At 66.1% G+C, this 21,557-nt stretch carries 20 protein-coding genes; 9 read left to right on the forward strand and 11 right to left on the reverse strand.

What is annotated here, in order from left to right; all coding sequences use genetic code 11:
* Positions 1–6: 6 nt before the first annotated feature.
* Positions 7–3,585 carry an indolepyruvate ferredoxin oxidoreductase family protein gene (locus VMJ11_RS00085; protein ID WP_325615669.1) on the reverse strand — a complete coding sequence of 1,193 codons (3,579 nt, stop codon included), beginning with the start codon at positions 3,583–3,585 and terminating at the stop codon, positions 7–9.
* A gap of 231 nt (positions 3,586–3,816) precedes the next feature.
* Here VMJ11_RS00085 and VMJ11_RS00090 point away from each other — a divergent pair, with 231 nt between their 5' ends.
* From VMJ11_RS00090 to VMJ11_RS00105, 4 genes are all read left to right on the forward strand, one after another.
* The gene (locus tag VMJ11_RS00090; protein WP_325615671.1) at positions 3,817–4,452 is read left to right on the forward strand and encodes a hypothetical protein; all 636 of its coding nucleotides are present in this window, start codon (positions 3,817–3,819) and stop codon (positions 4,450–4,452) included.
* Positions 4,453–4,817: 365 nt separating this feature from the next.
* Positions 4,818–5,975 (forward strand): HPP family protein, encoded by a 1,158-nt coding sequence (locus VMJ11_RS00095; protein ID WP_325615673.1) that lies wholly within the window; start codon positions 4,818–4,820, stop codon positions 5,973–5,975.
* A gap of 109 nt (positions 5,976–6,084) precedes the next feature.
* A complete protein-coding gene (locus VMJ11_RS00100) occupies positions 6,085–6,498 on the forward strand; it encodes a MarR family winged helix-turn-helix transcriptional regulator (RefSeq protein WP_325615675.1) in 414 nt (137 codons plus the stop codon).
* Positions 6,499–6,503: 5 nt separating this feature from the next.
* The gene (locus VMJ11_RS00105; RefSeq protein WP_325615677.1) at positions 6,504–8,306 is read left to right on the forward strand and encodes a chloride channel protein; all 1,803 of its coding nucleotides are present in this window, start codon (positions 6,504–6,506) and stop codon (positions 8,304–8,306) included.
* Positions 8,307–8,410: 104 nt separating this feature from the next.
* On the opposite strand, the gene VMJ11_RS00110 is transcribed toward VMJ11_RS00105, so the two are convergent.
* Complete coding sequence (locus VMJ11_RS00110) at positions 8,411–9,283, reverse strand: sigma-70 family RNA polymerase sigma factor (protein WP_325615679.1); 873 nt, start codon at positions 9,281–9,283, stop codon at positions 8,411–8,413.
* Positions 9,280–9,753, reverse strand: coding sequence for a carboxymuconolactone decarboxylase family protein (locus VMJ11_RS00115; protein ID WP_325615680.1), 474 nt, complete (start codon positions 9,751–9,753; stop codon positions 9,280–9,282). Before VMJ11_RS00115 ends, VMJ11_RS00110 begins: the two co-directional genes overlap by 4 nt.
* 262 nt (positions 9,754–10,015) lie before the next feature.
* Here VMJ11_RS00115 and VMJ11_RS00120 point away from each other — a divergent pair, with 262 nt between their 5' ends.
* Entirely contained in the window at positions 10,016–11,035 is a 1,020-nt protein-coding gene (locus VMJ11_RS00120) for an alcohol dehydrogenase (RefSeq protein ID WP_325615682.1), read from the forward strand.
* Between the two features lie 47 nt (positions 11,036–11,082).
* On the opposite strand, the gene VMJ11_RS00125 is transcribed toward VMJ11_RS00120, so the two are convergent.
* Positions 11,083–12,852 carry a SulP family inorganic anion transporter gene (locus tag VMJ11_RS00125; protein WP_325615684.1) on the reverse strand — a complete coding sequence of 590 codons (1,770 nt, stop codon included), beginning with the start codon at positions 12,850–12,852 and terminating at the stop codon, positions 11,083–11,085.
* A gap of 174 nt (positions 12,853–13,026) precedes the next feature.
* Positions 13,027–13,518, reverse strand: a complete 492-nt coding sequence (locus tag VMJ11_RS00130) for a hypothetical protein (protein WP_325615686.1) — start codon at positions 13,516–13,518, stop codon at positions 13,027–13,029.
* 21 nt (positions 13,519–13,539) lie between these two features.
* Between VMJ11_RS00130 and VMJ11_RS00135 the strand changes: the two genes are divergently transcribed.
* Both VMJ11_RS00135 and VMJ11_RS00140 read left to right on the forward strand, forming a co-directional pair.
* Positions 13,540–14,124 (forward strand): ANTAR domain-containing response regulator, encoded by a 585-nt coding sequence (locus VMJ11_RS00135; RefSeq protein ID WP_325615688.1) that lies wholly within the window; start codon positions 13,540–13,542, stop codon positions 14,122–14,124.
* A gap of 69 nt (positions 14,125–14,193) precedes the next feature.
* Positions 14,194–15,330, forward strand: coding sequence for a CmpA/NrtA family ABC transporter substrate-binding protein (locus VMJ11_RS00140; RefSeq protein ID WP_325615690.1), 1,137 nt, complete (start codon positions 14,194–14,196; stop codon positions 15,328–15,330).
* Between the two features lie 123 nt (positions 15,331–15,453).
* Here the strand turns inward: VMJ11_RS00140 and VMJ11_RS00145 are convergent, their stop codons facing one another.
* The 6 genes from VMJ11_RS00145 to VMJ11_RS00170 all read right to left on the reverse strand — a co-directional run bounded on the left by VMJ11_RS00145 (position 15,454) and on the right by VMJ11_RS00170 (position 20,054).
* Positions 15,454–15,747, reverse strand: a complete 294-nt coding sequence (locus tag VMJ11_RS00145; RefSeq protein ID WP_325615692.1) for an antibiotic biosynthesis monooxygenase — start codon at positions 15,745–15,747, stop codon at positions 15,454–15,456.
* Between the two features lie 42 nt (positions 15,748–15,789).
* Positions 15,790–16,914 (reverse strand): NAD(P)/FAD-dependent oxidoreductase, encoded by a 1,125-nt coding sequence (locus tag VMJ11_RS00150; protein ID WP_325615694.1) that lies wholly within the window; start codon positions 16,912–16,914, stop codon positions 15,790–15,792.
* A 256-nt stretch (positions 16,915–17,170) separates the two neighbouring features.
* The gene (locus VMJ11_RS00155) at positions 17,171–18,259 is read right to left on the reverse strand and encodes a porin (protein WP_414694255.1); all 1,089 of its coding nucleotides are present in this window, start codon (positions 18,257–18,259) and stop codon (positions 17,171–17,173) included.
* A 219-nt stretch (positions 18,260–18,478) separates the two neighbouring features.
* Positions 18,479–18,838: a protocatechuate 3,4-dioxygenase gene (locus tag VMJ11_RS00160; RefSeq protein WP_325615698.1), complete on the reverse strand. Its 360-nt coding sequence runs from the start codon at positions 18,836–18,838 to the stop codon at positions 18,479–18,481.
* The gene (locus tag VMJ11_RS00165) at positions 18,835–19,680 is read right to left on the reverse strand and encodes a gallate dioxygenase (RefSeq protein WP_325615700.1); all 846 of its coding nucleotides are present in this window, start codon (positions 19,678–19,680) and stop codon (positions 18,835–18,837) included. The genes VMJ11_RS00160 and VMJ11_RS00165 overlap by 4 nt, the downstream gene beginning before the upstream one ends.
* A 2-nt stretch (positions 19,681–19,682) precedes the next feature.
* On the reverse strand, positions 19,683–20,054 hold the full coding sequence (locus tag VMJ11_RS00170; RefSeq protein ID WP_325615702.1) for a hypothetical protein: 372 nt from the start codon (positions 20,052–20,054) through the stop codon (positions 19,683–19,685).
* Here VMJ11_RS00170 and VMJ11_RS00175 point away from each other — a divergent pair.
* Positions 20,053–20,754: a GntR family transcriptional regulator gene (locus VMJ11_RS00175; RefSeq protein ID WP_325615704.1), complete on the forward strand. Its 702-nt coding sequence runs from the start codon at positions 20,053–20,055 to the stop codon at positions 20,752–20,754. The genes VMJ11_RS00170 and VMJ11_RS00175 overlap by 2 nt on opposite strands.
* Positions 20,755–20,795: 41 nt before the next feature.
* The coding region (locus VMJ11_RS00180; RefSeq protein WP_325615706.1) for a LysR family transcriptional regulator at positions 20,796–21,557 on the forward strand (762 nt) is incomplete at its 3' end.

The raw sequence follows: 21,557 nt of genomic DNA on the forward strand, positions 1-21,557 counted from the left end.
CTGCTGTCATGCCGTGGCGCGCAAGGCGCCGGGCATGCGGTAGTCCTGCAGCAAACGCTCCCGCTTCTTCTCAACCGCGGCGAGATTGCGCGCCTTGACGTGGCCGAAGCCGCGAATCTCGTCGGGCAGCGCGGCCAGTTGCAGCGCGGCGCTCAGGCGTTGCGCGTCGAGGCTCGCGCAGAATTCATCGACGAGCGCAACGTATTCGACGATCAACCCGCGCTCGTCGCGACGCTCTTCAGTCTTGCCGAACACGTCGAACGGCGTGCCGCGCAGCCCCTTCATGCGCGCAACGACGCGCAACACCGGCAGCATCCACGCGCCGAAGCGTCGCTTCACGAGATGGCCGTGCTCGTCGCGCTTCGCGAACAGCGGCGGCGCGAGCCAGAAGTTCAGCTGATAGTCGCGCCCCGGCTCGCCTTCGAACTGCTCGCGCAGCTTCTGCAGATACGCCGGGTCGGCATAAAGGCGCGCGACCTCGTATTCATCCTTGTAAGCCATGAGCTTCGCGAGATTCACGGCGACTGCGCGCGTGAGCGGCAGCTTCGCATCGCCGCCAAGCTGCGTTTCCTTCACACGAATGCGATCGACCACACGACGATACTGCTGCGCATAGGCCGCGTTCTGATACGCCATGAGCAGCGCCTCGCGGGCCGCGATCACCTTGTCGAGAGACTCGGGCATTTGCAGCACGATGGCCTGTGCCTCGGCCGCCGGCTTCGCGAACGTGCGCACGGCGGCCTCGCCATGATGCGCGACGTAGCGCCCCCAATTGAACGCCTGCCGGTTCTTCTCCACCGCAACGCCGTTGAGTTCGATCGCGCGCTGCAGGTGCGCCAGCTCGAGCGGCAGCCAGCCCTTCTGCCACGCGAAGCCCAGCAGCAGCGGGTTGCTGTAGATCGTGTCGCCGAGCAAGCTGAGCGCGAGCGCATTGGCATCGACGAACGCGCAGCCATCGCCGATGCTCTCGCGCAGTTCCGCTTCGGTTTGCGTACCCGGGAACGTCCACTTTGGATTCCTGACGAACTCGGCAGTGGGCGTCGCGCCGCTGTTGATCGCAGCCGCCGTCACGCCATGTTGGGTGCGCGAAAGCACCTCGCCCGAAGCCGAGACGATCGCGTCACAGCCGATCACGAGGCGCGCCTCGCCCGTGGCGATACGCGTGGCATGCAAGGCGCCCGGTGTAGCCGCCACCTGGACATGGCTCAGCACGGCGCCGCCCTTCTGCGCGAGGCCGGCCATGTCGAGCACGGTCACGCCCTTGCCCGCCAGATGCGCGGCCATGCCGATCAGCCCGCCTATCGTCACCACGCCCGTGCCGCCCACGCCGGTGACGAGAATGCCGTAAGGCTTCGCGAGACCCGGCAGCGCAGGGAGCGGCAACGCGTCGAAATCGATGGACGAAGCGCTCCCCCCATGCGCGGCGCGCGGCTTGCGCAACTGTGCGCCCTCGGCCGTCACGAAGCTCGGACAAAAGCCCTTCACGCACGAGAAGTCCTTGTTGCACGAGGACTGGTTGATCTTGCGCTTCGTGCCGAGCGGCGTGTCGAGCGGCTCGACGGAAAGGCAGTTCGACTGCACCGAGCAGTCGCCGCAGCCCTCGCATACCGCGTCGTTGATAAAGGCGCGGCGTGCCGGATCGGGATACGTGCCGCGCTTGCGTCGGCGGCGCTTCTCGGTCGCGCAGGTCTGGTCGTAGATCAGCACGGTGGTGCCGGCGACATCACGCAAGGTGCGCTGCACGGTATCGAGCTGGTCGCGATGATGGACATCGACACCGGCGGGCAGCACGATGCCGGCGTCGTACTTCTGTGGCTCGTCGGTCACGATGGCGATGCGCTTCGCCCCTTCCGCATGAACCTGGTGCGCGATCTGCGGCACGGTGAGCACGCCGTCCACGGGCTGGCCGCCCGTCATCGCCACGGCGTCGTTGTACAGAATCTTGTAGGTGACGTTGGCGTTCGCTGCAATGGCCGCGCGTATTGCCAGTAGTCCTGAGTGAAAGTACGTGCCGTCGCCCAGATTCACGAACACGTGCTTGTCGCCGGAAAAGTGCATCTGGCCGAGCCACGCCACGCCCTCGCCGCCCATCTGGCTGAACGTTTCGGTTCGGCGGTCCATCCACATCGACATGTAGTGGCAGCCGATGCCGGCCAGCGCACGCGAGCCTTCAGGCACGTTGGTTGAGGTGTTGTGCGGGCAGCCCGAGCAGAACCACGGCTTGCGCTCGACGGTCACGCGCGGCTTCGCCGCCTCGCGCTCCTTCGCCTCGATGATCGCCACGCGCGCCAGCATGCGCGCGCGTACCTCCTCGGGCACGTCGGCGCGCGCGAGGCGTCGTGCGATAGCCTTCGCGATCAGCGCCGGCGAGAGTTCGTAGTGCGCGGGCAGCAACCAGTTGCCGCGCGGCACCGACCATTCGCCGCCTTCGTTGTCGCGCTCGTCGAACTTGCCGTAGATCTTCGGGCGCACGTCCTCGCGCCAGTTGTACAGCTCTTCCTTGAGCGCGTATTCGAGAATCTGGCGCTTTTCCTCCACGACGAGAATTTCTTCGAGGCCGGTGGCGAACGCGCGCGCGTCCTGCGCGTCGAGCGGCCAGACGCAGCCCACCTTCAGCACCCGCACGCCGATTCGCGCGCAGGTTTCGTCGTCGAGCCCGAGATCGCTGAGCGCCTGGCGCACGTCGAGATAGGCCTTGCCAGCGGTGAGGATACCGAAGCGTGCGCGCGGCGAATCGATGACCACGCGGTTCAGGCGGTTCGCGCGAACATAGGCGAGCGCCGCGTACCACTTCTCGTCGAGCAGGCGCGCTTCCTGTGCGAGCGGCGTGTCGGGCCAACGGATGTTGAGGCCGCCTGGTGGCATCGTGTAGTCGGGGGGCGTGACGATTTCTACGCGATCCGGGTCGAGATCGATAGACGCGGTGGACTCGATCACGTCGGTCACGCACTTCATCGCGACCCACAGGCCCGAGTAGCGGCTCATGGCCCAGCCGTGCAAGCCGTAGTCCAGATATTCCTGCACATCCGCGGGATACAGCACAGGAATGCCGGCCGCGATCAGCGCGTGCTCGGACTGGTGCGCGACCGACGACGACTTCGCCGCGTGGTCGTCGCCCGCGAGCACGAGCACGCCGCCGCGCGCGTCGGTGCCCGCCGAGTTCGCGTGCTTGAAAACGTCGCCGGTGCGGTCGACGCCGGGGCCCTTGCCGTACCACATGCCGAACACGCCGTCGCGCTGCGCGCCGGGCCACAGATTGATCTGCTGCGTGCCCCACACGGCGGTGGCGGCGAGATCTTCGTTCACGCCGGGCTGGAACACGATGTCGTGCGCCTGCAAATGCGCCTTCGCCTTCCAGAGCGACTGATCCAGCGCGCCGAGCGGTGAGCCGCGATAGCCGGAGACGAAGCCCGCCGTATTCAGGCCGGCCTTGCGGTCGCGCGCCTTTTGCAGCATGGGCAGGCGGACCAGCGCCTGCGTGCCGCTGATGTAGACGCGACCTCGTTCGAGTGTGTATTTGTCGTCGAGAGAAACGGACGCGGCGTGCGATGCGGCTTCCATGGCGGAACGATCGGGGGCGTTCATGGCGAGGCTGTCTCCGGATTCGGTGCGAAATCTGTACGCAATCTGTACGCTTTGCGGCCGAGTATAGGAAGCCGATATGCCATCGTAAAATCACAAATTGGCAACTCTGCTATGTGAAAATCGGATGGCGCGGTGACTGTGGAGGCAGGCCTCGCCGGACGTTTATCTCAAGGCGCCCGAGCATTTGCCGTTAACAGACGGGACCGCCAACCACTCATTCCGGAGTCCCGCTTGAACGCGAAACCACGCGCTCTCCCAACCGCATTTGCCCTGACCGGGACCCTGCTCGGAACCTTGCTCGTTTCCGGCTGCGTCACGGACGCCCGCGTTGCCGCCGGCCCAGTGCACGCCACGGCCGTAGTCGCCGCCCCGCCGCCGCCAGCCGTCATCGCGCAACCCGTTTATGTGCCACAACCGTACGACGCGTATGTTTCGGTTGTGCTCGACCGCGATGTCGTCTACGTGGGCGGCAGCACGTATATCTGGGTCGTGGGGCCGGACGGCCACCGCCATCGCCACTACTACGGCCGCGGCGACCTGCGCGGCGAGGTTCTGCACCGCCGCGGCGAGCTGCGCGCGGTCATGGCACACAACGACGGCCATCTGCCGATGCAGCGGGCGCACATGGCCGAGCCGCCCGAGCGCGTGAGGATGACGATGCAACCGCACGCCGCGCCCCCGCACGGCTATCGGCCGGCGCCTGGCGGGCACCCGCCAGCGCACGTGGTGCACCAGCCGCCGCCCGCGCCGGGCCGCAATGCCAATGCCAATGCCAATGCCAACGGCGCCTCGCACCATCGCGCGGACGGTCATCCCAACGCCGCGCCTTCGTCACGCTTCGCGGGCCAGCCACCGCATGCCGGCTGATACCCGCTGATACTGGCGCGAACCGCCAGCCGGTGTTGGCCAGCCAGGCTGTAACGCGTCGCCGCCCGCTGCGGCGGCGCCTTCGCCTCTTCGCCTCTACACCTTTGGCTCTCCCCTTCCGCCTCTTCGCCTCTTCGCCTCTTCGCCTCCTACCCCCGCCTCGCCGAGCGCCGGCCAGCTGCCATAGCGCCCCAAAACTCCCGCGCCAACCTGCCCCATCGTCGCAACGCACCGCGACGAACTGTCGCGATATATATCACATTGCGATACAATCTCCATTCTTCCGGCGGCGTGCAGCCGTCCGCCGAGGCCCGCCCGCGGGCTTCCTGGTTTCGTATTTACCCAACGCACCCGCGCGCCCAACCGTGTCACGCTTCAAAGTCCTCCGCTGGCTCACCCGTTTCGCCCCGCCCAGGGTCGCCGTCAAATGGCGCGAGCGTTTGCGCGCCGGCTTCGGCGCACTCTTTGGCATCGCCGTGACCGGCGCAGTGGCGCACCGGATGCTCGGCAGCGATCCGGGCGTGCCGTACCTGATCGCCCCCATGGGCGCTTCCGCCGTGCTGCTCTTCGGCGTGGGCGCCAGCCCGCTTGCGCAACCCTGGTCGATCATTGGCGGCAACCTCGTTTCCGCCACCGTGGGCGTGACCGCCGCCATGTGGATAGCGGACCCCATACCGGCGGCCGCCGTCGCCATCGGTGTGGCGATCTGTGCGATGTTCACGCTGCGTTGCGTGCATCCGCCTTCTGGAGCGGTCGCGCTCACCGCCGTGCTGGGCGGCCCGGCCGTGCATGCGCTCGGCTATGAATTCGTGGTCGCGCCCGTCGCGCTGCAATCGTTCCTGCTGCTCGGCAGCGCGCTCGTCTATCACGCCGCCACCGGGCATCGCTACCCGCACGCCGCCCGCCCCGCGAAGACCGTGGGCCCTGTGTCCCCCCAGGCCGGTTTCTCGCGTGCCGATCTCGAAGCCGTGCTGCGCGATCGCGACGAACTGCTCGACATCGATACCGACGACCTGGAAACGATCCTGCGCGACGCCGAAATCCACGCCTATGCGCGCAGTTTCGGCGAGCTGACCTGCGCCGACGTCATGTCGCGCAACGTGGTGAGCATCACGCCGGCGACGACCGTGGGCGAAGCACGCACGCTGCTCAAGCGGCATGACGTGAAAGCGCTGCCCGTGGTGGACGCGCAGCGCCACGTGAAGGGCATCGTCACGCGCGCCGACCTCGCCGACGACGGCCACGAGCGGCATGCGCTGCGTCTGCTACTGTATGCGATCGCGCGCGCGTTGCGTCCGCACGCCGATGCGGGCCAGCACGTCGCCACGCTGATGACCACGCACGTTCTGACCGTCACGGCCACGACGCCGATCGTCGAGCTCGTGCGCATCTTCGCGGGTCGCGGGCATCATCACGTGCCTGTTGTCGATTCGGAACGGCGGCTCGCGGGCATCATCACGCAGGCCGACCTGATCTCGGGCCTTTATCAGCAGGCGCAAACGCCACAACGCACCGCTGCCTGACCGGCTTCGCGCTCATACACTTGACCAGGACACCCGCCACGCGGACAGTTTCGGCCATAAATATCACGTTATGATATATTAGGAGACTGAAACGATCCATGGATTCCCGATGAAAAAAAGCACGCGCGAGCTGAACAAGGTCGACTTCGAACAGCTCTCCGAATTTCGCTACCAGATGCGCCGCTTCGAGCGCTTTTCCGAACAGGCTGCGCAGGGCGAAGGCATCACGCCGCTGCAATATCTGTTGCTGTTGCACGTCAAGGGCTATCCGGGCCGCGCGTGGGCGACCATCGGCGAGCTGGCCGAGCGACTGCAGGCGCAGCATCACGGCGTGGTCGCACTCGTTTCGCGCTGCGAAGCAATCGAACTGGTCGAGCGCCGCGTGAGCGAGCGCGATCGCCGCCAGGTCGAAGTTCATTTGCTCGCGGCCGGCGAAAAGCTGCTCGCGCGTCTGGCCGAACTGCATCGCGCCGAGCTGAGGTCGCTCAGCGGCGCATTCACCATTCCGCAAATCGATCTTTGAAGACCATGCATTCCGACGACTCCCACAAGCGCGACTTTTCCGCGAACGCACGCCTTCCCGGCATCGGCGCGCTCGCCGCCGTGATCGGCGCGCTGGCCACGCTCGCGGCGTTCGTGCTGCTGAGCCTGATTCACTGGTTCACGAACCTGTTCTTCTTTGGCCAGTTCTCGTTCTCCGACCGCTCGCCTGCGCTCAATACGCTGGGACCGTGGGTGATCGTCGTGCCGGTGCTGGGTGGGCTGGTCGTCGGAATGATGGCGCGCTTTGGCTCCGAGAAGATTCGCGGCCACGGCATTCCCGAAGCCATCGAGGCCATCCTGTTCGGCAAGAGCAAGATGTCGCCGAAGGTGGCCATCCTCAAGCCGCTCTCTTCGGGCATCGTGATTGGCAGCGGCGGCCCGTTCGGCGCGGAAGGCCCGATCATCATGACGGGCGGCGCGATCGGCTCGCTCATCGCGCAATGCGTGCGCCTCACCTCCGCCGAACGCAAGACGCTGCTCGTCGCGGGCGCGACGGCCGGCATGACGGCCGTGTTCGGCACGCCGGTCGCGGCCGTGCTGCTCGCCGTCGAACTGCTGCTGTTCGAATGGCGTCCGCGCAGCTTCCTGCCCGTGGCGCTCGCCTGCGCCGTGGCGGGCTTCGCGCGCACCGCTTTCTTCGGCACGGGGCCGCTGTTCCCCGTGCAGACCCTGCCGCCGCATGCCATGGCGCTGTTCTCGTGCCTGATCGCCGGGCTGCTTGCGGGCGCGCTCGCGTCCGGGCTTTCGGCCGCGCTCTACAAGGTCGAAGACCTGTTCGGCCATCTGCCGCTGCACTGGTCGTGGTGGCCCGCCATAGGCGGCCTCGTGGTGGGCATCGGCGGCTTCATCGAGCCGCGCGCGCTCGGCGTGGGCTATGACGTGATCGGCGACCTGCTCCACCAGCACATCATCCTGCAGATCGCCATTTCGATTCTCGTGGTGAAGGCCGTGATCTGGGTCGTCGCGCTCGGCTCGGGCACCTCGGGCGGCGTGCTCGCGCCGCTGCTCATGCTCGGCGCCGGGCTCGGCGTGGTGTTGAGCCACGTGCTGCCCGGCAGCGACCCCACGCTGTGGCCGCTCGTGTGCATGGCGGCGACGCTCGGCGCCACGCTCGGCGCACCGCTCACTGCCATCGTGTTCGCGTTCGGCCTCACGCACGACACCAATGCGCTGCTCCCGCTGCTTACAGCCACGCTCGTCGCGCATGGCTTCGCGACGGTCGTCATGAAACGCTCGATCATGACCGAGAAGATCGCGCGTCGCGGCTATCACATCTATCGCGAGTATGGCGTCGACCCGCTCGAGCGCCATTATGTCGACGAGGTGATGACGTGTAACGTCGATACCATTGAAGCGGGCGTCACCGTGCGCGATGCCCTCGCCCGCTACTTCGGCCCCGACCAGCAGCGCCGCGCATGGCCGGTGCTGCGCGACGGCGCGGTGCTCGGCGTGGTGGACCGCGCGATGCTCGAAGCCGTGCGCGCGAGCGACGCGACCGAAGCGCTCGACACGACGCTCGGCTCGTTGCTCGCGCAACGTTCCCCCGACGTGGCGCTGCCCGAGGAGACCTGCCGCCAGGTCACCACGCGCCTTGCGATTCACGGCCTCGAGCGCCTGCCCGTGGTGGCCGACCGCGAATCGCTACGGCTCGTGGGCATCGTCTCGCGCAGCGATCTGGTCAAGCTCTCGCTCTCGCACTTCGAGGAAGAGCACAAGAAGGAGCGTTTCCGGCGACTGCCGATTGGCAGCGCCAAGCGGCGCTTTCCGCCGGTACGCAAGGCCGGATGATTAGCGAGCATCGGCGCGCCTGTGGGGCGCGCCTTGCGGTGCTAGCGGTGCTGGCGTCGCTTGCATGACCTACGTTGCTTGCCGCTAATTTGCGCGCGTCAGCCTCAGGACGCGGCGGCCTCGTGCAGGTGCCGAAGCTTCTCCGGATTGCGCATGACATAAATGGCGACGACTTTGCCGTCCTCGATTTCGAGCGCCGTGGTTTGCAGCTCTCCATCGGACTCGCGCGTGACGAACCCCGGCAGCCCATTGATGAAGCCCGCGCGCACGAGCGTCGAGCCGTTCCTGCGGAACACATGCGCAAGTTGCGCTTGCAACTTCATCACGTTCTCGAAGCCGAACACCGGGCGGCCAATCGCCGCTCGCTTGCCGCCACCGTCGGCATGCAGGCTCACGTCGGCGGCGAGCATGGCGCCGAGCGCGCTCATGTCGCCGCTGCGCGAGGCGGCGAAGAACGCCTTCGCGAGTTCGAGGCCGCGCGCCTTCTCCACGTGAAAGCGCGGTCGCGCCTGCCTCACGTGCGTGCGCGCCCGCGCCGCCAGCTGGCGGCACGCGGCGCTCTCGCGCTGGATCGTCGCCGCGACCTCGTCGAATTCGAGTCCGAATACGTCGTGCAGCAGGAACGCCGCACGCTCGAGCGGCGAAAGACGTTCGAGCGCGAGCATCAGCGGCAGCGTGACATCCTCCACTTCGTCCTCTTCGACGACAGGATCGGGCAGCCACGGCCCGATATAGGTTTCGCGCTGATGCCGCGCCGACTTCAAGTGGTCGAGGCACATGCGCATCACCATGCGGCGCAAGAACGCCTCGGGCACGCGCACCTCGGCGCGATCCACGTCCGCCCAGCGGATGAACGCGTCCTGCACGATGTCTTCGGCGTCCGCGACCGAGCCGAGCATGCGGTACGCGACGCGGATCAGCTTGCGCCGCAGCGGGTCGAAACTCGCCGCGGCTTCGTCGAGGCCGGCGTCCGTCATGCGGCGACCGCCTTGGTCATGGCCTTCGCCGCAGCCGGCTCGATCCACAGGCCGAAGCCGACCGCAAGGCGGTTCCAGCCGTTGATCACGTTGATCACCAGCGTGAGCTTCACCTGCTCCTCCTCGGTAAAGTGGGCGTTGAGCGCCTCGCGCGCGCGCTCGAGCGCATGGCCTTCGGAAAGGCGCGTGAGCGCCTCGGTCCACGCGAGCGCCGCGCGTTCGCGATCCGTATAGCACGGCGCGTCTCGCCACGCGCAAAGCACGTCGAGACGCTGCTCCGTCTCACCGCTCGCGCGCGCGTTGGCGGTATGCATGTTAAGGCAATTCGCGCAGCCGTTGATTTGCGACGCGCGAATCTTGACGAGCGACACGAGGCCCGGTTCGAGACTCGCCGCCGCGGCGAGCGATGTGCCCATCCAGGACTTCATCAGGGTCGGAGCGACGGCGAACGGGTCGAGCTTGGCAGTCATGGTTTCATCTCCTTTCAGTGGGTTGCCATGACATGACGAGCCAGCGTGCGCCGAATGTGACATCGGCGCGAAAAATTTTTCCGGGGCCACGCGCGGCCCCTCCTCGGATCCTTTCAGGAAAGACGCGTATCGGCGTCCTACAATGTTGCGGTACAGGCGCACGCCCACCGCATACCGGCGGGATTGCGAATTGCCGGGCCGGTCCATCCGCGTGCGGCGTGCGAGGCACACGCACAGTTCTTCCCCTTCCAAGGAGCAGACGATGCGAAAGATGCAGGCAGTGCAGGTAGCGGAGCCGGGCGGCCCGCTGGAGCTGGTCGAACGGGACGTCCCCGAGCCGCCTGAAGGACATGTCCTCGTCAAGGTGCAGGCCTGCGGGATTTGCCACAGCGATTCGCTCACGAAGGAAGGGCATTGGCCGGGCCTGCAGTATCCGCGCGTGCCTGGTCACGAGATTGCGGGTGTCGTGGAGACGCTCGGTGCGCGCGTGGAAGAGTGGAAGGTCGGGCAGCGTGTGGGCGTGGGCTGGCACGGCGGCCACTGCGGCCATTGCGAACACTGCCGGCATGGCGACTTCGTGCTCTGCAAGAACGCTCTCATACCCGGCATCAGTTACGACGGCGGCTATGCGCAATACATGGTCGCGCCGCAGGAAGCGCTCGCGCGCATGCCCGACGACCTCTCCGACGTCGACGCCGCGCCGCTATTGTGCGCGGGCATCACCACCTTCAACGCGTTGCGCAACAGCGGAGCGCGGGCCGGCGATGTCGTGGCGATTCTCGGCATCGGCGGCCTGGGCCATCTCGGCGTGCAGTACGCGCGAAAAATGGGCTTCGTCACCGTGGCCATCGCGCGCGGGCAGGACAAGGCCCCGCTCGCGAAGCAGCTCGGCGCCCATCATTACATCGACAGCGCATCGCAGGACGTTGCGCAAGCGTTGCTCGCGCTCGGCGGCGCGCGCGTGATCCTCGCGACGGCCACGAGCGGCAAGGCCATGAGCGCCGCATTAGGCGGCCTCGGGCTGAACGGCAAGATGATCATGGTCGGCGTTTCGCAGGAGCCCGTGGAGGTGCCGATCACGCAGTTCATCATGGGCCGGCATTCGGTGCAGGGCTGGCCCTCGGGCACCGCGGCGGATTCGCAGGAAACGCTGGCATTCAGCGCGCTTTCAGGCGTGAAGCCGATGATCGAGGAATACCCGCTTTCGCGCGCGGCCGAGGCCTACGACCGGATGATGAGCGGCAAGGCGCGCTTTCGGGTCGTGCTCAAGCCCGGTGGTTGACGCCACAGCACGATGAGGCGAGGTGCGAGGCCCCTCGCACTTGCGCTTCATCGACTCCCCTCGGGCGGCCACGCTGCGTCCTCGTCGAGGCCGGCTTCGTCGACATATCGATCGACAGCACTGCTTACGGTAGGATCGAAGCGATCGGCGCCGAACAGATCGAGGAGATCGAAGCGCCTGAGCTTGTCGCGAACCGGGTCTTTCAGTTCCGCGAAATGCAGCGCGATCCCGCGCTCGCCCAGCGCCTGGGTCAGCTCACGCAGCATGTCGGCCGACGTGACATCGACGCTCGTCACGGGTTCCGCCGCCACCACGACCCTGCGCACCGGCGTGGGAGAAGCCTCGATCGCCTCCAACAGGCGCTGCTGAAACAGCTCGGCATTCGCGAAGAACAAAGGCGCATCCCAGCGAAACAGCACGAGCCCCGGAACGCGCGCGGCTTGCGGATAGCGCTTGATATCGTGATAGCCGCGCAAGCCTGCCACGCGGCCGAGCACCGCGAAATGCGGCCGCCAGCCGTCCCAGAGGAATTCGATCACGGCGATCAGCACGGCAAGGCCGATGCCCGGAATCGCCCCGAACACCGCGACGGCCACGAAGCACCCGATCGACAGCCAGAACTCCCACTGCTGAATGCGATAGATGCGCTTGAGGTCCGCGATTTCGAACAGCCCGAGAGCGGCCGCGATGACCACGGCCGCGAGCGCACTGTTGGGCAGATAACGCAGCAGATTGGGCGCGAACATCAGCAGCGCCGCCACGGCAAGCGCGCCCACCACGCCCGTGAGCTGCGTGCGCGCGCCCGCCGCCTCGGCAACCGGCGTGCGCGACGCGCTGCTGCTGATCGGAAAGCCCTGAAAGAAGCCGGCCGCGAGGTTGGCCACGCCCAAACCCACCATTTCCTGGTTCGGGTCGACACGGGCATGAAAGCGCGCCGCGTAGGTTCGCGAGAGCACGCTCGTGTCGGCGAAGGCGATCAGCGCGACGGCCGAGCCGCCAAGGACGATCTTGACCAGATCCACATTGTCGACCCACGGCACCGTAAGCGCCGGCAAGCCTTGTGGGATCGTGCCGAGTACTTTCACACCGTAGCTGTCCAGGTGGAAGAGGCTGACCGATACGGTCGCCACGATCACCGCGATCAGGATGCCGGGCACCTTCTCGAAGCGCTTGAGCAGCAGGATCAGCACGAGGCTTCCCGCGCCTACCGCAAAGCTGTAGCCGTTGGCTTCGCCGCGCGCGATGGCCTGACCGAGGTTCAGCACATCTCTGAGCGGTCCTCCCTCGTCGATCTTGATCGCAAAGAGCTTTGGCAACTGGCTGATGAGCACGGCCAGCGCGATGCCGTTCATGTAGCCGTATCGAATGGGCTTGGACAGCAGTTCCGTGATGAAGCCAAGGCGCAACAGCCCCATGACGACGCAGACGAAACCGGAGACGATCGCCATCATGCTCGCCACGCCGATGGCGCGCGCAGGGTCCGTGCCTGCGACCTGCACGACCACGGCGAGAATGGGCGCGGCGAGCGCGGAGTCGGGGCCGAGCACGAGAATGCGGCTCGGCCCGAAAACGGCATACGCCAGCAGCGGAATGATCGTCGCATAGAGACCGTAGACGCCTGGCACGCCGGAGGCCGCTGCGTACGCAATGCCGACCGGTACGAGCATCGTGGTCAGCACCAGCCCGGCTGCCAGATCTTTCGGCAGCCAGCCGGGCTGATACGTCTTGAGCATCGCGACGCCGGGCAGCCAACGCAGCCAGCGCTGGCTCGTGCCCGCGGGGTCTCCGTGAGCGGGGGCAGGTCTATCCGTTTCCATTGGCCGATTATTCGTCGTCAGATTGATGCCGTCGGGATCGTGGAGCCGACAGGTTGCGAAAGGCAGAATAGTTGAAATATGTTCGTCACAATAGCGGATATTCGGGACATAGGGGCGTGGTGTGACGACCACCCCAATGGTCCCGCTTTCTTGCGCACGGCACGGCGAGACGTTTCAATTCATTTCATTCGGCATACTGAATTTATCGTCTGGCCGCGGCGCGGCCGGCGATCGTCTGCGCGGAGTGAACCACGCGCAAAATGTGGGGCCGCTACCGGTCTCGGTCGCCTCTTCGTCGGCGCGGTCGCCAAATCGTCCAGCTTCGAGGGAATCGTTCGCGAGTCCTCGCTCTGAAGCGCCCTCACGCTTTTCATCCCGCACTTTTTCGGGCATCGAACGCGACCATTGCGCCAGTTGAGTGCGGCGCAAGCGTTGCCGCACTGCTGCGGTGCACCACGCGCTGTGGGCCGCGCTGCCTCGCGCCGCGCCGAAAACCCCATCCGTCAAGGACTTCCCGCCTGCCTGCAAACTGGCACGTACCTTGCTGAAACCTTTTACGTGTCCCGCAATGGCGCGCAATGCACCGGACAGCGGCATGCTGCCGCCCAGCCGGGCGCCGATACCCGGCCCGGCCGCAAAGAACCGATCAACCGTCGAAGACTTCATGCCGACGACCACCGAATCCCCATGCTGCGTGTACTGCTCGTAACCGACACCGACAAGCCCATCGGCGACCTGCGCGACGCGCTCGCACGGCTCGGCTACGACATGCTCGCCGAACCTGCCACGCCGCAGGCGCTGCATCGCGTCGTCGAGCGCGAGCGGCCGGACGTCATCATCATCGACACCGAATCGCCCTCGCGCGACACGCTCGAACAGCTCGCGGTGATGAACGCCGCCGCGCCGCGCCCCGTGCTGATGTTCAGCCCCGACGCCAACCAGCAGTTGATCCGCTCGGCGGTGAACGCGGGCGTGACTGCGTATCTCGTGGAGGGGCTGGCGAGTGAGCGCATCGCGCCGATCCTCGAAGTCGCGCTCGCGCGCTTCGCGCAGGAAGCGCAGTTGCGCGAGCGCCTCACGCAGGCCGAAAACGAGCTGGCCGAGCGCAAGCTGATCGACCGCGCGAAGCGCCTGCTGATGGAGCAGCAGAAGATATCCGAGCCCGCCGCCTATGCGATGCTGCGCAAGCGCGCGATGAACCAGAGCTTGAAGCTCGCCGAAGTTGCCCGCCAGATCGTCGAAGCGACGCAGGCGCCGCGACGACACGAATGAGACGAACGACCGCGCCCTCGCACGACCGGTCGCGATTGAGCCCGAACGGGCAGGAACGATGCGCCGCCCATGAACACCACCACCACTCTCGCCGCGCCTGAGAAGACCCATCTGAAGATAGGCTTCGTGCCGCTTGCCGACGCCGCGCCGCTCGTCGCCGCGAAGCTGCTCGAATTCGGCCACGCGCACGGCCTCACGCTCGAACTCTCGCGCCAGCCCTCGTGGGCCGCGCTGCGCGACAAGCTGCTTTCCGGCGAGCTCGACGCCGCGCATTCGCTCTATGGGCTCGTGTATGGCGTGCAACTCGGCCTGGGTGGCCCGCAAACCGACATGGCCGTGCTGATGGTGCTCAACCGCAACGGCCAGGCCATTTCGCTCTCGAATCGCCTCGCCGATGCGCTCGCCACGCACGGCACGCTGCCACGCGCGCTCGCGACGCTCGAGCGCAAGCCCGTGTTCGCCCAGACCTTCCCAACCGGCACGCACGCGATGTGGCTGTATTACTGGCTCGCCTCACAAGGCGTGCATCCGCTGCGCGACATCGAGAGCGTGGTGATACCGCCGCCGCAGATGGTGAGCGCGCTCGCGCAGGACCGTCTCGACGGCCTGTGCGTGGGCGAACCGTGGCCCGGTCTCGCGGAGCGGCGCGGCGTGGGGCGCACGATCATTCGCAGCGGCGAGATCTGGCCGGATCACCCCGAGAAGGTGCTCGCCTGCCGGCGCGATTTCGTGGCGCGCCATCCGAATACGGCGCGCGCGCTCGTACAGACGATGCTCGAAGCGTGCCGCTGGCTCGACGGCGAGGGAAATCGCAGGGAAATTGCGCAATGGCTCGCGCGGCCCGAGATGCTCGACGTGGATGGGGAGCTGATCGCCGAGCGGCTCGAAGCCGATGCGGCGGCGAGCGCACCGGGGATGAAGTTTTTCGAGGAAGGCCGGGTGAATTATCCGCGCGAATCGGAAGGCGTATGGTTTCTTACGCAGTTCGAACGATGGGGCATGTTAGCGCGGCGCGGTGACTACAGTGAGATTGCGCAGGGGTTGAACCAGACGGCGTTGTATCGGGAGGCAGCGGAGGCGATGGGGGTTGAGGTTCCTCGCGAGTTCGCCGATCCGGTTTTCGTGGACGGGCGGACGTGGGACGGTTTGGATGCTGCGGGGTATGTCGAGGCATTTGCGATCAAGGCCGACCGCGAGCGAACTTGACGCCTATGCAACGCCGACGAGCGATGTGCGAACGGACAAGCGGACATGGAGGACAGGCTGCGTGCGTTATCGTTATGGCTCTCGTATCTGGCCTCGCATCGCAGCCTGGTCGCACTCAGCGTGTTATTTCACGACGACCTGCGTATGGCCCACTGCAGGCGGCTTCTCGAAGTACGGCCCGACGAGCCGGCGCCACTCCTCGAAGTCCGCCGATTCGCGAAAGTGCACCATGTGATCCTCGACGGTATCCCATTGCACCACGAGCACATACTGGTTCGGCTCTTCCACGCTGCGCTGCAGTTCTACGCCGCGGCAGCCGCGCGCGCGGTGAAAGAGCGGCAGCGCTTCCTTGACGCCTGCTTCGAATTGGGCGTTCTTGCCCGCGCTCACCGTGATATGCGCCATTTCGTAGACCATCGTGTTCTCCTTTTGATCCTGTAGATCCTTCAAATCCTGCGTTCAGTTCCCGTTCAGGCGTTCGATCACTTCGTCCGCGATCGCGAGCGAAGCGGTCAGCCCCGGCGACTCGATGCCGTAGAGGTTCACTAGCCCGCTCACGCCATGCTCGTGCGCGTCCTGGATCACGAAGTCGCCGCCGCCGTGCCCGCCGTGGTGCGAACCACCGCCAGCGAGCTTCGGGCGGATGCCAGCATACCCCGGTTGCAGCGCGCCGTCAGGCAGCGCGGGCCAATATGTGCGAATCGCGTCGTAGAATTTCGCCGCGCGGGCCGGGTCGACGGTGTAGTCGATCGTGTCGATCCACTCCACGTCGGGACCGAAGCGCGCCTGGTGACCGAGGTCGATCGTCAGATGCACGCCCAAGCCGCCCTCCTCGGGAATCGGGTAGATGAGGCGCGAAAACGGCGCCGCGCCGGTAAGCGAGTAGTAATTGCCCTTCGCGTAGCGCCCTGCCGGAATCGACGCAGCCGGTATGCCGTCAATCGAGGCCGCCACCTTCTGCGCGAAGAGGCCCGCGCTGTTCACCACACGCTTCGCGGCCAGTGCCATTGGCTCCGCGCCGCCCACCTCGAGCAGGATCTCGCCCGGCCGCACCGTGCCGCCCGTCACCGGCGAGCAGAACGCGAGCATGCCGCCCGCCGCTTCGAAGTCGCCCAGCAGCGCGAGCATCAAGCCGTGGCTGTCGACGATGCCCGTGGAGGGCGACTCGAGCGCCGCCACACAGTTGAGCGCCGGCTCCCGTGCGCGCGCCTCGTCGCGCTCCAGCCAGCGCAAGTCGTTCACGCCGTTGGCCGCTGCCGCGGCGCGAATCGCGCGCAGTGCGTCGAGCTGCCCCTCGTGCGTCGCGACGATGAACTTGCCGCAGCGGCTGTACTCCACGCCCTTCTCGTCGCAGTACGCATAGAGGCGTTGCTTGCCCTCCACGCACAGGCGCGCCTTGAGCGAGCCCTGCGGATAATAGATGCCAGCGTGGATCACCTCGCTGTTACGCGAGCTGGTGCCGGTGCCGACGGCGTTCTCCGCCTCCACGAGCACGGTCTCCCAGCCCTGCTGCGCGCACGCGCGCGCAACCGCGAGACCGACCACGCCCGCGCCGATCACAACGCAATCGACCGTGTCCGTCATCAAATTTCCTTTCTCGTCGCGCGAGTGCTATTTCGATTGGCGTCATTTTGCCCAATTCGCGTGCCCGCTGTGCCTTTTCTGACTCATGACGCCACGCGGGCCGCTTTCATCTGCGTAGCAAAACCGGCCGCCTGAGTACAGAAGCGCTTGCGGTGGCAGGAAGCGAATCCTTGCCCGCAACCGCGATCTGCGAATGCAGCAAACAAAAACGCCGCCCGATTGAGGCGGCGTTGCACGACAGCGAGGAAAGCGTCGATCAGAAGCGCGTATGCAAGCCCACGCGCGCGACAGCCTGGGTCTGCCCGCTCGAAGCGCCATCGGACGAGTTCATGCCGTTGATCTGCGCAAAGCCGCCGGAGCTGGCGCGCTGATACACGCCGAGCACGTACACGCTCGTGCGCTTGGAAAGCAAATAATCGACGTTTGCCGCGAGCTGGTGCGCGTGATTGTTGTCGACCACGTCGTTGCCCTTCATGTACATGTACGACGCGCCGGCGCTGAGCGCGGGCGTGAAGTAGTAGTGCGCGCCCACCGACCCCTGATACACCGAGCCGCCATTGGCCGAGTTGTGCACCGTGGTGAAGAGCGCATTGGTGATCCAGTCGCCGAAACGGTAGTGCGCGCCAATACCCCAGTTGCGCACGCTCACGTCGCCCTCGCCGGTCACCACGGTCTTGAGGTTCGTATAGGCGGCATTCACGCCGAAGTCATGCGCCGCATAGTTCAGCGCGAAGCTCGAGCCGTTGCCCGTGCCGATCGACCCGGCCACTCCGCCGAAGCTGTACATGGCGCCAGCGCTGAAGCCGCCGATGGTGGGCGTTTGATACTTAACGGAGTTGTTGACGGTCTCGCCGGCCATGCGGTCCCAGTCGAACGCGCCGGTCGGGTTGTTCGGCAGCGCGAGCTTCTGGAACGGGCCCGCGCGGAAATCGTAGAAGTGGCCCGACAGCTCCGCCGGGTCATTGCCGGCAAAATAGAGCGAGTCGGTCATGAAGTCGTACTGATTACCGAGCGTGAGCTTGCCGAACGTGGTGTTGCTCAGGCCCACGATCGAGGTGCGGCTAAAGAGGCTCTTGTTCGGCATGAAGGCGCCGTTGTCCAGCTGGAACTGGTTGACGAGCTGGAAGAAGGCCTTCGTACCGCCGCCCAGGTCTTCCGTGCCGAGCATGCCCCAGAGGTTCGGGCCGTTCACGCCATCGTCCATCTTGACGTTGTGACTGCCGCCCTGGTTGCTCACGTAGGTAATGCCCGTGTCCATCATGCCGTAGAGCGTCACGCTGCTCTGCGCGAACGCACTCCCCGCGCAAACCATGGCGCCGATCGCGCCTGTAATCGCCATCGCCATTCTTTTGTACTGCTTATTGTTTTGCATTCTCCAAGCCTCCTGTTTTGAGCAAACCTGTTTTTCGAGCATCTAAGGTTATCCGGCTCACCGCCCCGAGATCCGGCGAGCCGCAAGCACCCGCGCGACGCGCGGGGTCGTACGCGCACGAAAGGGCTCGCTCCCGCTCGTGCGCAAAAGGGGATCAGGACATCAAGTGTCCCAGGGGTCCGCGACAGGCGCTCACACCGCGTCGGGCACCCTGCGTGTCTTCAGGAACGCTTCGAGGGTTTCGCCGCGCATGCTCGCGTACATGCCGAGGTTCGTGATCTTCACGACGCGCGCGAACTTCTCCAGCACAAAGAAGCACACGCCGTATTGAATGAGGCCGAGCCAGTCCGTTGCGTCCACGAGCGCGCGCTCTTCGGCCGTGAGCGCCGCCGCGTCGTATGCGGCCTTGCGGTCGCCCAACCACAGATCGCGCGCCTGCGGTTCGCGCATCTGCCAGAAGAAGCGGTTCAGACGCATGGCCTTCATGCTCTGGCGAATGTCGAACGCATAGGTGCCGGTCAGCTCCTCGATGCCCACCAGTTGCGGATTCATGGCTGGCCCTCCTCTTCGTAGACCGTGACGGCCATCGCCGTGCTGGTCGCGAGATAGTAGTTGCGATGGATTTCGCGAACCTTCGGCCCGAGCGCGCCTCGCATGGCGAGCCACATGATCGTCTCCACGCTTTCCGCGCCGCCAAGGCGCACATAATCCACGTGCTTCATGCTCGCGAGCCGCTGGGGATCGTTCACGATCAGATCGAGAAACTCCATGTCCCATTCGATGTTGTTGAAGCCGCTGCGCTCGCCGTGCACCTGGTGTGAAAGGCCGCCCGTGCCGACCACCACGACGTCGAGATCCTGCTCGAACGATTCAATCGCGCGGCGCAGCGCCTGGCCAAGCCGGTAGCAACGTTTCGCGGTCGGCAGCGGGTACTGCAGCACGTTCACCTGGATCGGCACCAGCGCCGCGGGCCAGCCGCCTTCGTGAGGCAGCATCAGCGAGAGCGGCGAGTTGCAGCCGTGGTCGAGCGGCTTGCCCTGGAAGATCGTGAGGTCGAACTCGTCGTTCACGAGCTGCTCGGCAATATGGATCGCCAGATCGGGGTGACCCGCGATATCGGGCAGGGGGCGCTTGCCCGCGCCTTCGTCGGCGAACTCGTGGCGCGCGGAAACGCCCAGTGCGAACGTCGGATAACAGTCGAAGAAAAAGCTGTTGGCGTGATCGTTGTAGAACATCACGAGCGCATCCGGCTTGCGCTCAGCGAGCCACTGCGCCACCGGTTCATACCCCTGGAACAGCGGCGCCCACGCGGGCTCGTTCTGCTTGCCCTTGTCATACGCCATGCCTATCGTCGGCACGTGCGATGTGCCGATGCCGCCCACTATTCTTGCCATGATCATGCCCTCTGCTGCTGTTCATGCGGCGCACGCGCGCCGCGCTGGACCGGATAGGTCGACAGATGCCATCCGTCCATCAATTGGGATACGAAATTACAAAAGCGCCGCGCAAACCGTAAGTAAGGGTTAACCACCAATTTTTCGCTTTCCCCTAAGAATTCAGGGCTTGCAGGCATTTTCCCGCGCTGGCGCGATCGCTCAAACCCGCGCGCCGCAATGGTTTTTGGTATCCTGAACCGGGATCGCGAGTAGCGCAGCAGATCCGCTCCGGCAACCATCCCATAAACGAAATAGATATCAAAAGAACGAACTCGCAAGGACCGCGTGGAGCCGCTGGCGCGGCCAGCGCGCTGCGTTTTCAGGCATGACATGAACGGAACGACCCAGCAGACCATTGTGCAGGCGCTGCGCACGCGCATTCTCTCCGGCGAGCTCGCTCCGGGCGAGCGGCTCGTCGAGGCCCAGCTCGCCGAACGCCTCGGCATTTCGCGCACGCCGCTGCGCTATGCATTGAGCGTGCTCGCCACCGAAGGCCTCGTCGAGCGCTCGGGCGCGCGTGGCTATACCGTGCGGCGCTTCAGCGTGACCGATGTGCTCAATGCCATCGACGTGCGCGGTGTGCTCGAAGGGCTCGCCGCGCGCTCGGTGGCGGAGCGCGGCGTGGATGCGGCGCTCGCGCACGCGCTAGAAGAATGCCTGTGCGAGGGTGACGCGATCTTCGCAGCCGGCGTGCTCGATAGCGTTGCGGAAACGCGCTACGCGTCGATGAATGGCCGCTTCCACGCACTAATCGTCGAAGCGGCGCACAATCTTGCGGTGACGGCGGCGCTCGGGCTCAACGACAAGATTCCGTTCGTCTCGCCGGGCACGGTGGTGTTCGACAAAGCCGCGCGCGAGCGCCAGTTCATGATGCTCTCGTACGCGCACCGCCAGCACCACGCCATCGTGGGCGCGCTCGTGAACCGCGAAGGTGCGCGCGTCGAAGCGCTGATGAAGGAGCACACGCATATTTCGAAGGAGAGCCTCAATCTCTCGGCCGACCGCCTGCATCTGATTGCCGGCGCCGCGTGAGACACAGCGCGTTTTCCATCCCAGAACGACACCATCGAGCCGTGAGCCAGCCCGAACTCCTGAACCTCGCGCATCTGCGCGCTTTCCGCCTCGTCGCCGACACCGGCAGCGCCACGCGCGCCGCCTCGGCCCTCTATCGCGCACAATCGGCCGTCACGCGCTCGGTGCAGGAGCTGGAAACGGCGCTCGGCGCGCCGCTCTTCGAGCGCAAGCCCTCGGGCATGCTGCCCACGGCCGTAGGCCACGTCGTACTCGAGCGCTGTGCGCGCATTTTCGGCGAGCTCGAAGAACTCGCGCAGTGGTGCGCCGCGCGCCAGGCGCGGCGGCGCGCGCTCAGCGAAGGCGCGCTACCCGCCTATCTGCTCAATACCCGACGGCTTCAGCTCTTCGTCGCGCTCGCGCGGCACCGGCACATGCCGAGCACGGCCAATGCATTCGGCATCAGCCAGCCCGCGGTGAGCAGCGCGATGCGCGTGCTCGAAAGCGGTTCGGGCGTGACGCTGTTCCATCGCGGCCCGCGCGGCGTGCTGCTGACGACCGAGGGCGAAACCTTCCTGCTGCACGTGCGGCGCGCGCTCAACGAACTGCGCCACGTACCCGACGATATCGCGGCGCTGCACGGCAACATCCAGGGGGCCGTGACCGTGGGCGCATTGCCGCTTGGCCGCACGCTGATCCTGCCGGCGGCCATCGCGCGGCTTTCCGCGCAGCATCCTGGCGTGCGCGTCGTGACCGACGAAAGCGCCTACGACCTGCTGGTGGCGGGCCTGCGCGCGGGCGACGTGGACTTCGTGCTGGGCGCG

Source organism: Paraburkholderia sp. (assembly GCF_035501035.1).
In the GTDB taxonomy this organism is placed as follows: domain Bacteria; phylum Pseudomonadota; class Gammaproteobacteria; order Burkholderiales; family Burkholderiaceae; genus Paraburkholderia.